The sequence below is a fragment of the Polynucleobacter kasalickyi genome (assembly GCF_900176405.1).
Lineage (GTDB): Bacteria > Pseudomonadota > Gammaproteobacteria > Burkholderiales > Burkholderiaceae > Polynucleobacter > Polynucleobacter kasalickyi.
The window spans coordinates 40,323-55,628 of the sequence record NZ_FWXJ01000010.1 but is presented as its reverse complement, the minus strand read 5'-3'; the positions used below and the strand labels follow the sequence as shown (position 1 = coordinate 55,628).

The window sequence follows — 15,306 nt, the reverse complement described above, 5'->3', positions numbered from 1 at the left end:
CGATGCCAAGTAATGCCATCGAGGTATTACATCTTGGAGTGCAGGATTACCTAAGCACTTATGAGGCGATGAAAGAGTTTACTCAACAGCGGACCGAGTCAACTCAGGATCAAATTTGGGTTTTAGAGCATCCGCCAGTTTTCACCCTTGGATTAGCTGGTGAGATGCAGCATTTATTAGTTGAGCACTCAGATATTCCCGTAGTTAGAGTCGATCGTGGCGGTCAAATTACCTACCATGGCCCTGGCCAACTAGTCGTTTATTTGCTATTAAATTTGAAGCGTCAGCAATTATATGTGCGTGAATTAGTCAATAAAATTGAACAAGCTGTCATTGATACACTTTTACAATTAGATGTTTACGCCCAAAGAAAACCAGGAGCACCTGGCATCTATTTAAGTGAGCAAAACATTGGCTATGAGTATTTGGCGGGGGCAAAAATAGCCGCTTTAGGTTTGAAAATTACCAAACAATGCACTTATCATGGCTTATCCCTTAATGTAAATATGGATTTAAAGCCCTTTGAAATGATTAATCCATGTGGATATCCAGGGATGCAAACAGTTGATTTGGCTTCATTAAATAAGAGTAAAGCCCTTTTAGACGTTTCCAACATATTAATTAATGCCTTAACAAGTCAATTGCATCAACACCATAGCTGACTTAAGAATAAAATACTACTATGACTGATAAAACAATTACCGAACTGGCTTACGACCCATTAAAAAAGCAAAAATCCGCTGAAAAGACTTCGCGTATTCCGATTAAGATCGTACCGATTGAGCAAGTATTGAAAAAGCCGGATTGGATCCGTGTGCGGGCTAGTTCTGGCAATTCGAGGTTTTCTGAGATCAAAAAGATTCTGAGAGAAAACCAATTAGTGACGGTGTGTGAAGAAGCAAGTTGCCCCAATATCGGTGAATGTTTTGGCAAAGGTACGGCAACTTTCATGATTATGGGTGAAAAATGTACCCGAAGATGTCCATTCTGTGACGTTGGTCATGGTAGGCCAGATCCTTTAGATGTGAATGAGCCAATGAATTTGGCGAAGACGATAGCCGCCTTAAAACTGAGCTATGTTGTGATTACTAGCGTCGATAGAGATGATTTGCGTGATGGTGGTGCAATGCACTTTGTCTCTTGTATTCAAAATACCAAAGAGCTTTCTCCAAATACCAAGGTGGAAGTTTTAGTCCCAGATTTTAGAGGCCGTCTTGAAAAAGCCTTAGAAATTTTTGGCACCAATAATGGCCTAGGTTTGCCAGATGTGATGAACCACAACTTAGAGACGGTGCCTCGTTTATACAAGGAAGCAAGACCGGGTGCAGATTATTTACACTCCCTCAAATTATTAAAAGATTTTAAAGAGTTATATCCCAATATCCCTACAAAAAGTGGTCTCATGGTTGGACTTGGCGAGACAGATGAAGAAATCTTAGAGGTGATGCGCGATATGAGAGAGCATCAAATTGATATGCTGACGATTGGCCAGTATCTTGCTCCGTCGAATCACCACTTGCCAGTGAGACGATATGTTCATCCAGATACATTTAAGATGTATGAGGAAGAGGCGATCAAAATGGGCTTTACCCATGCTGCTGTGGGTGCTATGGTGCGGTCAAGTTATCACGCGGATCAGCAAGCGCACGATGCTGGAGTCATTTAAAAAAACAATAATAGATAGGAATCATGATGTTTAGTCACATTATGCTGGGAGCAAACGATTTAGAGGTTTCAAGAGATTTCTATGATGCTGCGTTAGGAGTTTTAGGCATTAAGCCTGGCAGTCAAAGTAATCAGCGATATTTTTACCGAGGTCCGGGCGGTGTCTTTGCGATTACAAAGCCAATTGATGGGAATGACGCAACACCTGCCAATGGTGGGACCATTGGCTTTAGCGCCAAATCAGTTGCTGAAGTAGATGCTTTTTACGCCATCGGCATTAATCATGGTGGAAGTGCTTGCGAAGGAGCCCCAGGGTATCGTGAAGGCGTTGCTGGTACTGTCTATATTGCTTGGCTCAGAGATCCTGCTGGTAATAAAATTTGCGCTTTGCATAGGATTCCCAAATAAGCTATCAGCACTCTTTCGCAAGTTAGGAAACATAGCAAATTTGAGAGAATAAGGTATAGAATAAGGGTAAATGAATGGAGTACTCGTTCTTTACTATGATTTAGATTATTTTTTTAAGGAATACGATGATGAATAGCACAGCAATTGAAACAAAAAATAAATTAGCAAAAATATACTTGGTAATGGGTTTAGCATTTGTTGGGTTATTTTCAACCATCACAATCTTATCGCTGTTTGTTTCCTCACTGAACTTTTAATCAGCTCTAAATGGATTGAAAAGCTCATATTGGGCTCAAAAGTATAAAATTTCCCCAATCGATTGCTGTGTCGTTCCAATAAAACCAATCATGGATTGACTTGCTTGCTAACGAAGTAAATAGCTAATTGAGCCACCTTTTGTAACTCAGCAATTTGACCATTAACTATGTGCACTATTCGAGCATTTAGTAGACTCAACAGGCGTATTTTTTATCGATGCAAAATAATCATTGGATATCACTGAAGCAAATATTTTGCATATTACTGGTTAGCATCTTTTTATGCGCTTGCACCGCGACATTTAATTGGCGAGAAATCCGATCAGATGAGCAAGGCTACTCTGCATTATTTCCTGCAAAGTCAAATGTTGAGCAAAAAAAACTACCTTTTAACGATCGTTTGATTGAAATTTCTTTGGAGACTTCCTCCGCCGATGAGGCTTTATTTGCTATTGGTAGTTTGAAGCTCGATGAAAAAGAAAACGCAAGTGCGGATTTGATAACACTCATGCAAAAAAATGCTCAACGTAGTATTCAGCAAGAGACAGAGCCTATTTTATTAAAAGCAAGTTTTAAATTGGCTGGTGAAAACAATACCAAGATTGATGGTGATGGCTTTCAATTGAGTGGTGTTAGCCTAGATGGTAAATTTCGAATATATTGGGTTTACTGGCTCAAGCGTTCTGATAGCAATCAAATGACACGCGTTTACCAGTTAACAGCCATGAAGGCTTTTAAGCAAAAACCTTCAGGCCAAGAAATCAGCTCAATCACTGAGCAATTTAATACTTTCCTAGGTGGCTTCAAGCCATATTAAGTAATCAACTGTCTGAAATAGGCTGAAAAAATCAGTAATTAAGAGTTTGTCAGCAACTTCGCTTCTAGTGCCGCAACTTTCTCTTCTAACTCTTCAAGCTTGGTACGGGTTTTGGCAAGAACTTGAACTTGTATCTCAAACTCTTCACGAGTAATGAGATCCATCTTTTGAAATCCTTGCTGCATTAAACCTTTGACGTTCTTTTCAATGTCCTTCGCGGGAGACTGAGCTACAGCATCAGAGACCTTTTTTTGGACATCTTCGGCCATCGTTTGGAATTTTTTAAAGAAATCAGAATTACTCATGAGCATCTTCCAAGAAGTTAAACATCACTAATCATAAACTTTTTGTGTGAAATATGTGCAGAAGCCAATTTCACCAATGTGGTGCGACATAAAATAGCCATGCAATATTTTGGTGAATGTTAACTAGAGGAGTAAATCCGTTTTGTAACAATAGAGTTAAGAAAAGTGTAGTTTTATTATTTGTAACAATTTTTATTAACTTGAATTGGGATTATTTAAATGAAAAACAAAATTTTAGCTTTAAGCGCAATTTCCGCAGCATGTTTGATGATGATGTCTACTGCAATGGCAGCTGATGAGCCAGCAGTTGCTGCTGATCCAGGTCCTGTAACAGCAAACGTTACTTTAGGTAGTGAATATCGTTATCGTGGTATTTCACAAACAAATTCAAAGCCAACAATTCAAGGTGGTTTTGATTATGCGCACGAAAGCGGTTTTTATGTTGGTAACTGGAATTCAAACATTAGCTGGTTAAGTGATGCTGCTCCAGGTTCTTCAGCACCGATCGAAATGGATTTCTACGGGGGATACAAAAAAGAAGTAGCTGAAGGCTTAACTTTAGATGGCGGTGTGCTCCAGTATTACTACCCAACTTCAAACTACCCAAGTGCTAGTACAAACCCAAATACTACTGAGTTGTATGTAGCTGCTACTTATACTTTTGCAACTTTAAAATATTCATACGCTGTAACTGATCTCTTCGGCTTTGCTGGAAGTAAGGGATCTGGATATGTAGATTTAGCGTTAAATTATGATACAGGCGTTGAAGGCATCACTTTAAATGCACACGTTGGTTATCAAAAAGTTGCAGGTTCTGCAAATCCTAACGCGTCTTACACAGACTGGAAATTAGGTTTAACAAAAGACTTGGGTCATGGTATGAACGTTGCTGTAGCTTACATCGGTACAAATGCTGATGGCACAGTTTACGTTTCACCAACTGGTCAAAACCTCGGCCGTGGCACAGGCTTTATTTCATTCACTAAAGCATTTTAATTTAATCATCCACGGATGAGGAGAGCTATATGAAACTAATCATAGCAATTATTAAACCCTTCAAACTGGACGAAGTCCGTGAAGCACTAGCAGGTGTTGGTGTTTCTGGAATTACCGTTACAGAAGTGAAGGGCTTTGGACGCCAAAAGGGTCACACAGAACTTTATCGTGGAGCTGAATACGTAGTTGATTTCCTACCGAAGGTAAGAGTTGACGCGGTTGTAAGCGACGATTTAGTTGATCGTGCGATCGAAGTAATTGAAACAGCTGCTCGCACAGGAAAAATTGGCGACGGTAAGATTTTCGTTACCCCTATTGAGCAAGTTGTGCGTATTCGTACCGGTGAAACCGGCGCGGCAGCACTATAAAAGGAGTTTAAAATGACTAATTGGATTAAAAAAATAGTTGCTGTTAGCGCGGTATTAGTAAGTTTAGGTGCGGCTTCATTGTTGCCTACAACTAACGTATTCGCTGACGAAAAAGCAGCGCCAGCTGCAGCTGCAACTGCAGCAGCTCCGGCCGCAGCAGCGCCAGCTGAACCAGCTGCTGCAGCACCAGTTCCTAACAAGGGCGACACAGCTTGGTTACTTGTTTGTACAGCACTCGTAATTATGATGACTGTTCCTGCCTTAGGTTTGTTTTACGGTGGTTTAGTCCGTAAGAAAAACATGCTTTCCGTATTAATGCAGTGTTTAGTTGTATTTTCCTTAATTATGGTTCTTTGGGCTATTTACGGATACAGCTTGGCATTTACTGAAGGAAATGCATTCTTTGGTGGTTTTGATCGTCTCTTCTTATCTGGTATCACTCCAGATTCAGTGGCAGCGACCTTCTCTAAAGGTGTAGTTGTTCCAGAATTGGCATACATGGTCTTCCAAGCAGCTTTTGCTTCTATCACAGTATGTTTGATCATTGGTGCGTTTGTTGAGCGTATTAAGTTTTCTGCAGTATTACTTTTTGCAGTTCTCTGGTTTACATTCAGCTACCTACCAGTTGCTCACATGGTTTGGTTCTGGTCAGGTCCTGATGCTTACACTGACGCGGCTGCTGCTGAAAAAGCAACTGCTGTTGCCGGATGGTTATTCCAAAAAGGTGCTTTAGACTTTGCTGGTGGTACCGTTGTTCATATCAATGCTGCGGTTGCTGGCTTAGTTGGCGCGTTCGTTGTTGGTAAGAGAATTGGTTACGGTAAAGAAGCATTTAAGCCGCATAGTCTTACTTTAACAATGGTAGGTGCTTCATTATTGTGGGTAGGTTGGTTTGGATTTAATGCTGGATCAGCATTAGAAGCAAACGGTAGTGCAGCCTTAGCATTTGCAAATACTTTAATGGCAACAGCTGCGGCAGTAATGTCATGGATTCTTGCTGAGTGGGCATTAAAAGGCAAGCCATCCATGTTAGGTGGCGCATCAGGAGCTGTTGCAGGTTTAGTTGCAGTAACTCCAGCTGCAGGTTACGTTGGTGTGATGGGCGCTCTCATTATTGGCCTAATTGCTGGCGTAGTTTGCTTATGGGGTGTTTCTGGACTCAAGAAGTTGATTGGTGCAGATGACAGCTTAGATGTATTCGGTGTTCACGGAGTAGGTGGCGTTACTGGAGCCCTATTAACTGGTGTATTTGCATCACCATCACTCGGCGGCACAGGTATTTATGACTACGTTGCTAACGCTGTTGCTCCTGATTACTCAATCATTGATCAAGTAATCATTCAAGCTACTGCTGTAGGCACGACGATTGTTGTATCCGGTGTTGTTGCTTTCGTTAGCTACAAGATTGTTGATATGATCGTTGGTTTACGTGTAAGTGAAGAAGAAGAGCGCGAAGGTTTAGATATCAGTTCACACGGTGAAACTGCTTACGAAATGTAATCTATAAGTAGTATTAGTAGTGATTTAATCGGGTACTAATGTGAGTTAGTACCCGATTTTTTTATAAATAAATAAAAATTATCTAAAATGAGTATTCGATGATGAAAATATACTTACAATAGAAATATGGTCCCACACTTAATTACTGCTTTAAATGGCCCTTTATTAGACCTTGAAAAAAAAGTTCTAGAGGCTACCCCGACTATCGAACGTTGGTTCAGACTAGAGTGGCAAGATCACACACCGCCATTTTATTGTTCAGTTGATTTAAGAAATTCAGGTTTTAAGCTTGCCCCTGTAGATACGAACCTATTCCCAGGTGGATTTAATAATCTCTCACCTGAGATGCTACCGCTAGCGGTACAAGCGGCAATGGCGGCGATTGAGAAAATTTGTCCTGAAGCCAGAAACCTATTATTAATTCCAGAACGCCATACAAGAAATGTCTTTTATTTGCAAAATGTGGCAAGACTTGTTTCTATTTTGCGTCAAACAGGGCTGAATGTTCGACTAGGAACACTTTCTGATGAAATCAAGAAGACAACAGTCGTTGATTTGCCAGATGGACAGCGTTTAACCTTGGAACCATTATCACGTATCGGTTTAAAAGGTCGAAGATTGGGTTTAAAAGACTTTGATCCTTGTTCTATCCTTCTAAACAACGATTTATCTGCTGGTGTACCAGACATCTTAAAAAATATTCACGAACAGTACGTATTGCCACCATTACACGCAGGTTGGAGTACCCGTAGAAAATCTCAACATTTTGCCTGCTATGACGATGTCGTTAAAAAATTCGCCAAAGCAATTGACATTGATCCTTGGGTCTTAAATCCCTACTTTGCAGCCGTAAAAAATGTTGATTTTAATGCGCGTGTCGGCGAAGAAGAGTTGCAAGAGACGGCGGCAGGACTCCTTAAGAAAGTTGCTAAAAAATACAAACAAATGGGGATTAAAGAAAAGCCCTATTTGGTGGTCAAGCCTGATGCTGGAACTTACGGTATGGGTATTATGACCATCCATGATGCTAGCGAGTTGAAAGACTTAAATCGTCGTGAACGAAATAAGATGAGTGTCATTAAGGAAGGCCTTGAGGTGACTGACGTGATTATTCAAGAGGGCGTTCATACTTTTGAGAAGGTCAATGAAGCAGTCGCAGAGCCAGTTGTCTATATGATTGACCGTTATGTGATTGGTGGATTTTACCGAGTCCATACGGGTAGAGGTCCTGATGAGAGTTTAAATGCACCTGGCATGCACTTTGTCCCCTTAGCCTTTGAACAAAATGCCATCCCTGATGTCACGGCGAAACCTGGATGTGCCGTACCCAACCGATTCTATTTGTATGGAGTTGTTGCGCGTCTTGCTTTGTTGGCAGCATCACTTGAATTAGAACGAACAGATCCTGATCGGGAATAACCATGCAACTTTTATTCATTGCTGACCCGATAGAATCTTTTAAGCCATATAAGGATTCAACCTTGGCAATGATGGTGGCTGCTCAGGCCGCTGGCCATGAAATTTTTTATGCTTGGTCAGAGTCTTTAGCTTCCTTTGATGAGAATGTAACCGCCTTAGCTGTAAAAATCAGTGTGGATAAGTCATCCGCAAATTGGTTCACAAAGTATGAGGAGCGTAGGACAAGTCTGTGTGATTTTGACGCGGTTTTAATGCGTCAAGATCCGCCTTTTTCTGCAGAATATTTAGCAAATACTTTGTTGCTTTCTCAAGCGGAACGATTGGGCGCGAAAGTGTTTAATGACCCAAGTGCTCTGCGTGACCACTCAGAAAAAGTCGCTATCTTGGAGTTTCCGGAATTAATTGCTCCAACCACCATCACCAGAGAACTATCAATTATTAGAGCGTTCCATCAAAAGCACCAAGATATCATCATCAAGCCACTAGATGGCATGGGTGGAATGGGTGTATTTCGAGTTGGTAAGGATGGTCTAAATCTTGGCAGTATTGTAGAAACTTTGGGCAATAATGGCGCCCGTTCCTTAATGGTTCAAAAATATATCCCTGAAATCACCCAAGGCGATAATCGGATTTTACTGATTGATGGCGAACCTATACCGTATTTGTTGGCCCGTATTCCACAGGAAGGTGATATCAGAGGAAATTTAGCAGCTGGTGGTAAAGGCGTAGCTAGACCATTAACTGAAAATGAATTGTGCATAGCTAAAAAAATTGGTACCCAATTGGCTAACAGAGGATTATTTTTAGTCGGTATCGATATGATTGGTTCATACTTAACAGAAATCAATGTAACTAGTCCGACCTGTTTTGTGGAGATTTTTGATCAGACTGGTTTTGACGTCGCTTCAACTTTTATTGGAGCATTAGAAAAACGAATTATGGAAAGCTAAGATGGCTGGAATCTTAATCGTTGCACACACCCCAATTGCTTCTGCAATGTTGGATTTTGTTGATCATATTTATGGATCTATTCCAGATAAAATTCAAGCCCTAGATATTCCAGCGCACGAAGATACTAAAATTTCTGCGCAAAGATTACAGGCGGCAGTTGATTTAGTATCTGAAAGTAAACAGGTTTTAATTTTGACAGATATTCTAGGAGCTACGCCAGCGAACGTGGCCGGAAAATTTGCTCTCAATGATACTGACAATCAAATCATGGTAATTACGGGACTTAATTTATCAATGTTGCTTCGTGCTGTAAGTCATCGTCATGAACCACTTGAGCAGATTGTCGAAAAATCACTTCAGGGTGGTATGCAAGGGGTTGTGAAGATTAGAACCTCTGCCAAAATGACCATTGAATAAATCGTAAGAAGATATGCAATCACAAACAGTAAAAATAATTAATCAATTAGGCTTGCATGCTCGGGCATCCGCCAAGCTGACCCAGTTGGCAAGTGAATTTCCCTGTGATATCTTTATTGAGAGAAAAGGTCGTAAAGTTAATGCAAAAAGCATCATGGGCGTCATGATGCTAGCCGCTGGAATCGGTAGTGAGGTCCAATTAGAAACCTCTGGAGAGCAAGAGCAAGAGGCAATGACTGCACTAGTCGAACTTATAAATAATAAGTTTGGCGAGGGTCAATAATGAGCTTTACTTTGCATGGGTTGTCTGTATCTCAAGGAGTAGCGATTGGTCGCGCCTTAACTATTTCTGCCGCTTCTTTAGAGGTTAATCATCAATTTATCTCAGATGACCAATGTGAATTTGAGGTGGCGCGTCTAAAAAATGCATTTATCCACGCCCAAGAAGAATTACAAAAACTGAAAGATAGTTTGCCGGAGAACTCCCCTGAGGAGATGGCTGCATTTTTAGATGTGCACCGATTCATTCTTGAGGATAAAGACTTACAAAAAAAACCAACAGAACTCATCTTAAAAAGAAAATATAACGCTGCTTGGGCTTTAACCACCGTACTAGATGATCTTTTGGCAGAGTTTGATGAAATCGATGACCCTTACTTAAAAGAGCGGGGTGCGGATTTCCGCCAAGTCATTGAAAGGGTCTTGGTAGCACTGAAAGAAGATGCTAGACCTGCCAATCCACATCACACTGATCTCGACCGATCAAACTCCGAAGTGATTATCGTGGCTCAAGATATTGCTCCTCACGACATGATGCATTTCAAGGAGTTTAACTTTTGTGGCTTTGTGACTGATTTTGGTGGCCGAAATTCGCATACAGCAATTGTTGCCCGTAGTTTAGATATTCCCGCTGCAGTCGGTGTGAAGTTGGCTAGTCAAATGATTCTTGATGATGAGTGGATCATTGTGGATGGTGATCGTGGGATTGTGATTGTCAACCCATCAGAAATTATCCTAGATGAATATCGTCATCGGCAAGCAGAGTTAAAACTCGCTAAAGAAAAATTAGAACAACTGAAATATACCCAAACGATGACTTTGGATGGTGTTCAAATTAATTTGTTAGCAAATATAGAAATGCCTGAGGATGCCTCTGAGGCAATGGAACGTGGAGCTTTAGGGATTGGCTTATTTCGTTCAGAGTTCTTGTTCATGAATCGTGACGGCAAATTACCGAATGAAGAAGAGCAGTATCTGGCCTATGCTCAGACCATAGAAGCAATGCACGGGTTACCTGTAAACATTAGAACGATTGACATCGGTGCAGATAAAAATTTGGGAAATGATGAAAATAATGTTACCAGCGATATTTCACCCCTAGGCTTAAGAGGAATTCGCTGGTCCTTATCCGAACCAGAAATCTTCTTAACCCAGTTACGGGCCATTCTAAGAGCTTCTGCTCATGGAAAAACCCAAATTATGGTTCCCATGCTTGCCCAAGTGCATGAAATTGATTTGACCTTCAACTTAATCGCGCAAGCTAAAAAACAATTAGAAGATCGCGCGATTGCGTTTGATCCAAATATCAAGATTGGCGCAATGATTGAATTGCCCGCCGCAGCTCTCACAATGCCAGCCTTTTTGAGCCGCTTTGATTTTCTATCAATTGGTACAAACGACTTGATTCAATATACTTTAGGGATTGATCGAACCGACAATGCGGTAGCAAATCTGTACGACCCTCTTCACCCAGCGATTATTCAATTGATTGCAAGAATTATTAGTGAGGCAAATGCCGCCAATATTTCTATTTCTGTCTGTGGAGAAATGGCTGGCGATGCAAAGGCAACTAAATTACTGCTAGCAATGGGCCTGAAGGATTTTTCAATGCATGCGAATCAAATCCTCGTTGTGAAGCGAGAAATCTTAAAGTCGAATACGGTTAAATTGAAGAAATTTCTACCAAAGATTTTGCAAACGTATCATCCAGATACAATCAAAGAACTAGTCGAAAGCCTTTAGTTTTTCGTTGGATGACAAACGCTACAACTAGGGTTTCTAGAAATTTTAATGTGGGAGAAGTCTGAACGCTTTGCATCCCACATACCAAGCTTTCCCACCATACTATTCCCAAAGCCAATTAATAGTTGCAAGGCATTCGCGGCTTGGATAGAGCCGATAATTCCTACCAATGGAGAAAATACGCCCATTTGCGAGCACTTTACTTCTTCAAAGGATTCTTCAGGTGAAAAAAGACAGGCATAGCATGGGGAGTGTTCGAGCCTACTGTCAAACACACTAAATTGCCCATCAAATTGGAGAGCTGCTCCGAATACTAGAGGCTTTCTAGTGGTAACACAGACCTTATTAATTAATTGCCTAGTTTTAAAGTTATCAGTGCAATCAATCACCACATCAATTTCTGCTATCCGTTCCATTAGAAAAGCTTCATCAGCCCGTTGTGCAAATGCCGTAACTTTAATGAGCGGATTTAATTTTTCTAAAAAAGTCTTAGCCGCATCCACTTTATGTTGGCCAATATTTTCTGACGAATAGGTAATTTGACGTTGTAAATTAGTGAGATCAACTTCATCATCATCAATCAGTGTAATCGCACCAACGCCCGATGCAGCCAAATAGGGTGCACAAGCAGAACCAAGTCCACCCGCACCAATGATTAACACGTGGGAGTTGATTAAAACATCAACCCCCTCGATACCAATATCGTCTAGCAGAATATGCCTTGAATACCGAAGTAACTCCTGGTCATCCATGATCAAGTTGTTGAAAAATTACTCTAGTTTCGATTTGGATTTAATGACTTCGCGACCCGTTAAGAATGCTCTTGCTTGTGAAAGCATAAAGTCGTCTTCAGAGCCAAACTCGGGAAGCTTTTTAGCTTTTTCTTTGGCGCGATCTTCTGGTGTCATTTTGGCATTTTTCTCTTCTAATGCTTGTAATTCTGCCATACGACGTTTTTCACGCTCACTCATTAATTGATCTTCAGCCTTTTGTTTGTTTTTCAGGTGATTTTCACTATCAATTTCACGCGTTACTAAAACATCAAATGGATCACCATCGGCATTTTGATCAACTGCAATATCTGGCTTGATGCCATAAGCTTGAATCGATTTGCCATTCGGCGTGTAGTAATAAGCGGTAGTAATTTTTAAAGCCGTATCAGCAGTGATTTGACGAACAGTTTGAACCGAACCTTTACCAAAGGTGGTTTTGCCCATAATAGTTGCACGTTTGTAATCCTGTAAGGCGCCTGAAACGATTTCAGATGCTGAAGCAGAATAGGCATTGGTTAAAACGACTAAAGGAATTTTCTTAAAGACTGCTGGCAAGTTCGCTAATGCATCATTGGACTCAGATAGTCGATAATTATCCGGCTCAGCTTTAAAAATTTGTTTGCTATTCGTTGATTGCCCTTTGGTGGAGACAATTTCTACACCAGGAGGTAAAAATGCCGCAGAAACCCCAACCGCACCTTGTAAGATGCCGCCACCGTTGTTTCTTAAGTCTAAGACAACACCTTTAATAGCTGGATTCTTTTGGTAAGCATCAGTGAGTCTTCTCGCCAAATCAGGCACAGTGCGTTCTTGGAAACTGGTAATTCTTACCCACAAAGTGTTGTCATCAAAAATCTTCGCTTTGACGGATTGAACTTTGATTTCAGCGCGCGTCAGTGTGACTGGAAAAGACCTATCTTCAGATTTTCTTAAAATCATTAAGGTGATTTTTGTACCCGGCTCGCCACGCATCTTACGAACAGCTTGGTCGAGCGTCATACCACGCACCGGCTTATCATCTAAACGGGTAATTAAATCACCGGCTTGTAAGCCTGCTTTGGCTGCTGGCGTATCTTCAATCGGATTCATTACTTTCACGAGCCCGTCTTCCGAAGAAATTTCAATACCCAAACCAGCAAACTTTCCTTGAGTTTGCTCTTGCATATCAGAAAATTCTTTGGTATCCAAAAAAGCTGAATGAGGGTCCAAGCTACCAACCATCCCTTTTACAGCATCGGTCAGTAATTTTTTATCGTCAATCGGTTCAACATATTCTCGTTTGATACTACCAAAAACGGTAGAAAGTAGCCTGAGTTCTTCTAAAGGAAGTGAGGCACTTTGCTGAGCAGTAGCAGTTAATTGCCAAGTAATTACAACGCCAGTTAAGACGCCACTAACAATTAGAAGACAATTTTTGAAAATTTGTTGCATATTGTTTAGTCCAAGAAATAATGACGAATGGGTTTTAAATTATCGTCTAATTCATAAATAAGCGGTTTGCCATTAGGAATATTAATTTCCATAATATCCTCATCTGAGATTTCACTCAAATATTTCACTAAAGCACGAATACTGTTGCCATGAGCAGCAATGATTGGTTTCTTGCCAGCCAACAATGCGGGCGCAATGGACTCGTTCCATAAAGGTAATACACGATGCACCGTATCCTTTAAACACTCGCCTCTTGGAATATCGTCCTTATTTAGTTTTGCGTATCTAGGATCATTAAATGAGTTCCTCTCATCATCAAGCGCTAACTCTGGTGGACGAACATCATAAGACCTGCGCCAAATATGCACTTGATCAGCACCGTATTGCTCTGCTGTCTCTGCTTTATTGAGGCCAGCTAAAGCACCATAATGTCGCTCATTCAAACGCCAGCTATGAACAGTAGGGATCCACATTAGGTTCATTTCTTTTTGAACTAACCAAAGCGTTTCAATAGCCCTTCTAAGAACAGAGGTATAGGCTACATCAAACGTAAAGCCAGCACTTAAAAGTTTTTTCCCAGATTCTGTAGCTTGATCGATACCGGTTTGAGTTAAATCGACGTCTACCCAACCGGTAAAACGATTTTCAAGATTCCAAGCAGATTCACCATGCCGAATAAGTACTAACTGTTTCATATACACGCTCTTTATATATAATTGAAGGATGGAATTCATTTTAAATACAAACAACCTTATTTTACTATCCATGATGATCGTTAGTGGAGGCATGCTTCTTGCGCCTCTAGTACCTGGCCTCATTCATGGTGGTAGTTCTGTCAACCCAACCGCGGCCACTCTTCTCATTAATCGCAGCAAAGCAGTAGTGATTGATGTTAGAACAGCCGAAGAATTTGCTAAAGGACATTTAGCAAGATCAAGAAATATTGTTATAAATCAGCTACCTAGTGATCTAGAAACCTTGAAAATTGCAAAAAACTTACCTATAATCTTAGTCTGTGACTCAGGCACTCGTTCATCCAGTATGATTCAAAAAATCAAGGGTGCAGGATATGCCGAGGTATTTAATTTAGAGGGCGGTATCAAAGCTTGGAATCTCGCTGGTTTGCCTCTTGTTAAATAATTTCACAATCGGAGTAGAAAATGGCTAATGTTTTAATGTATAGCTCGCAAGTTTGCCCTTATTGCAGAATGGCTGAGAAATTACTTGCAACTAAAGGTATAACTGAGATTGAAAAGGTATTAATTGATCTCGACCCTTCCAAAAGGGAAGAGATGATGCAAAGAACAGGCCGTCGTACGGTGCCACAAATTTATATCGGTGACACCCATGTAGGTGGTTTTGATGACTTGTCAGCTTTAGATAAAGCCGGTGGTCTTGATAAATTACTTCAGCAATAACAACTCTTATCGGAAAAAACATGTCAGAAAATCAAACAAATAGTTCACAAAATGTATCAGCAGAAGCAAATTCTCCTGTTTTTCAAATTCAGCGCGTGTATTTGAAGGATATTTCTTTAGAGCAACCCAATGCGCCACAAATTTTTTTAGCGCAAGGCGAGCCACAAGTTCAAATTCAAATTGATATCCAAACAACTGCTTTGAATGAAGGTGTGTTTCAAGTAGTAGTTATCGGCAATGTAACAACCACAGTGGCAGATAAAGTACTGTTTTTGATTGAAGCGCAACAAGCTGGAATTTTTGAGTTGAGAAATATCCCAGCTGATCAACTTGATCCGATGCTTGGGATTGCTTGCCCAACAATTTTGTATCCGTACCTACGTTCAAATATCGCCGATTTAATTGGTCGTGGTGGATTCCAGCCAATTCATTTGACTGAAATCAATTTCCACCAGTTATACGAGCAACGTATGCAGAGAATGGCTGAAGCTGAAAAAGCCAATGCACCAACTGGAAACTCACTACCCAACTAATTAGTCTTTTGAAGGCTACTTTTAGG

The 15,306-nt window shown here is 40.7% G+C and carries 19 protein-coding genes; 15 read left to right on the top strand and 4 right to left on the bottom strand.

From position 1 onward, the window contains the following. The first annotated feature begins 2 nt into the window (after nt 1–2). The 4 genes from lipB (at nt 3) to B8983_RS09795 (ending at nt 3,147) form a co-directional block, all read left to right on the top strand. Nucleotides 3–662, top strand: coding sequence for a lipoyl(octanoyl) transferase LipB (gene lipB, locus B8983_RS09810; protein WP_084283989.1), 660 nt, complete (start codon nt 3–5; stop codon nt 660–662). A 20-nt stretch (nt 663–682) separates the two neighbouring features. Continuing rightward, a complete protein-coding gene (gene lipA / locus B8983_RS09805; RefSeq protein ID WP_084283987.1) occupies nt 683–1,666 on the top strand; it encodes a lipoyl synthase in 984 nt (327 codons plus the stop codon). Between the two features lie 23 nt (nt 1,667–1,689). Further along, nucleotides 1,690–2,073: a VOC family protein gene (locus B8983_RS09800; protein WP_439650388.1), complete on the top strand. Its 384-nt coding sequence runs from the start codon at nt 1,690–1,692 to the stop codon at nt 2,071–2,073. Nucleotides 2,074–2,547: 474 nt separating this feature from the next. Further along, nucleotides 2,548–3,147, top strand: a complete 600-nt coding sequence (locus tag B8983_RS09795) for a hypothetical protein (RefSeq protein ID WP_084283980.1) — start codon at nt 2,548–2,550, stop codon at nt 3,145–3,147. A 38-nt stretch (nt 3,148–3,185) separates the two neighbouring features. Here the strand turns inward: B8983_RS09795 and B8983_RS09790 are convergent, their stop codons facing one another. After that, nucleotides 3,186–3,452 carry an accessory factor UbiK family protein gene (locus tag B8983_RS09790; protein ID WP_084283976.1) on the bottom strand — a complete coding sequence of 89 codons (267 nt, stop codon included), beginning with the start codon at nt 3,450–3,452 and terminating at the stop codon, nt 3,186–3,188. Nucleotides 3,453–3,671: 219 nt separating this feature from the next. On the opposite strand from B8983_RS09790, the gene B8983_RS09785 reads away from it, so the two are divergent. The 8 genes from B8983_RS09785 to ptsP all read left to right on the top strand — a co-directional run bounded on the left by B8983_RS09785 (nt 3,672) and on the right by ptsP (nt 11,125). Next, entirely contained in the window at nt 3,672–4,448 is a 777-nt protein-coding gene (locus B8983_RS09785; RefSeq protein ID WP_084283973.1) for a TorF family putative porin, read from the top strand. A gap of 29 nt (nt 4,449–4,477) precedes the next feature. Continuing rightward, nucleotides 4,478–4,816 (top strand): P-II family nitrogen regulator, encoded by a 339-nt coding sequence (locus B8983_RS09780; protein WP_084283972.1) that lies wholly within the window; start codon nt 4,478–4,480, stop codon nt 4,814–4,816. A 12-nt stretch (nt 4,817–4,828) separates the two neighbouring features. Continuing rightward, nucleotides 4,829–6,316, top strand: coding sequence for an ammonium transporter (gene amt, locus B8983_RS09775; protein WP_084283971.1), 1,488 nt, complete (start codon nt 4,829–4,831; stop codon nt 6,314–6,316). A gap of 126 nt (nt 6,317–6,442) precedes the next feature. After that, nucleotides 6,443–7,735: a glutamate--cysteine ligase gene (gene gshA, locus B8983_RS09770; protein ID WP_084283970.1), complete on the top strand. Its 1,293-nt coding sequence runs from the start codon at nt 6,443–6,445 to the stop codon at nt 7,733–7,735. A 2-nt stretch (nt 7,736–7,737) separates the two neighbouring features. Next, nucleotides 7,738–8,685, top strand: a complete 948-nt coding sequence (gene gshB / locus B8983_RS09765) for a glutathione synthase (protein WP_084283969.1) — start codon at nt 7,738–7,740, stop codon at nt 8,683–8,685. Between the two features lies 1 nt (nt 8,686). Beyond that, nucleotides 8,687–9,103 (top strand): PTS sugar transporter subunit IIA, encoded by a 417-nt coding sequence (locus B8983_RS09760; protein ID WP_084283968.1) that lies wholly within the window; start codon nt 8,687–8,689, stop codon nt 9,101–9,103. Nucleotides 9,104–9,116: 13 nt separating this feature from the next. Then, a complete protein-coding gene (locus B8983_RS09755) occupies nt 9,117–9,386 on the top strand; it encodes an HPr family phosphocarrier protein (RefSeq protein ID WP_084283967.1) in 270 nt (89 codons plus the stop codon). After that, nucleotides 9,386–11,125 (top strand): phosphoenolpyruvate--protein phosphotransferase, encoded by a 1,740-nt coding sequence (gene ptsP / locus B8983_RS09750; protein WP_084283966.1) that lies wholly within the window; start codon nt 9,386–9,388, stop codon nt 11,123–11,125. The genes B8983_RS09755 and ptsP overlap by 1 nt, the downstream gene beginning before the upstream one ends. Here ptsP and B8983_RS09745 read toward each other — a convergent pair. The 3 genes from B8983_RS09745 to gpmA are packed head-to-tail and all read right to left on the bottom strand — an operon-like array spanning nt 11,122 to nt 14,024. Then, nucleotides 11,122–11,877, bottom strand: coding sequence for a HesA/MoeB/ThiF family protein (locus B8983_RS09745; protein WP_084283965.1), 756 nt, complete (start codon nt 11,875–11,877; stop codon nt 11,122–11,124). The genes ptsP and B8983_RS09745 overlap by 4 nt on opposite strands. Before the next feature lie 18 nt (nt 11,878–11,895). Next, nucleotides 11,896–13,329, bottom strand: a complete 1,434-nt coding sequence (locus B8983_RS09740; protein WP_084283964.1) for a S41 family peptidase — start codon at nt 13,327–13,329, stop codon at nt 11,896–11,898. Between the two features lie 5 nt (nt 13,330–13,334). Beyond that, nucleotides 13,335–14,024, bottom strand: coding sequence for a 2,3-diphosphoglycerate-dependent phosphoglycerate mutase (gene gpmA, locus B8983_RS09735; protein ID WP_084283963.1), 690 nt, complete (start codon nt 14,022–14,024; stop codon nt 13,335–13,337). Nucleotides 14,025–14,115: 91 nt separating this feature from the next. On the opposite strand from gpmA, the gene B8983_RS09730 reads away from it, so the two are divergent. Genes B8983_RS09730 through secB form a run of 3 tightly spaced genes read left to right on the top strand, consistent with a single transcriptional unit; the run spans nt 14,116 to nt 15,280 of the window. Next, nucleotides 14,116–14,469 carry a rhodanese-like domain-containing protein gene (locus B8983_RS09730; RefSeq protein WP_159460879.1) on the top strand — a complete coding sequence of 118 codons (354 nt, stop codon included), beginning with the start codon at nt 14,116–14,118 and terminating at the stop codon, nt 14,467–14,469. Nucleotides 14,470–14,489: 20 nt separating this feature from the next. Beyond that, the gene (gene grxC, locus B8983_RS09725; RefSeq protein ID WP_084283961.1) at nt 14,490–14,747 is read left to right on the top strand and encodes a glutaredoxin 3; all 258 of its coding nucleotides are present in this window, start codon (nt 14,490–14,492) and stop codon (nt 14,745–14,747) included. Between the two features lie 20 nt (nt 14,748–14,767). After that, a complete protein-coding gene (gene secB, locus B8983_RS09720) occupies nt 14,768–15,280 on the top strand; it encodes a protein-export chaperone SecB (RefSeq protein WP_084283960.1) in 513 nt (170 codons plus the stop codon). Nucleotides 15,281–15,306 lie beyond the last annotated feature (26 nt).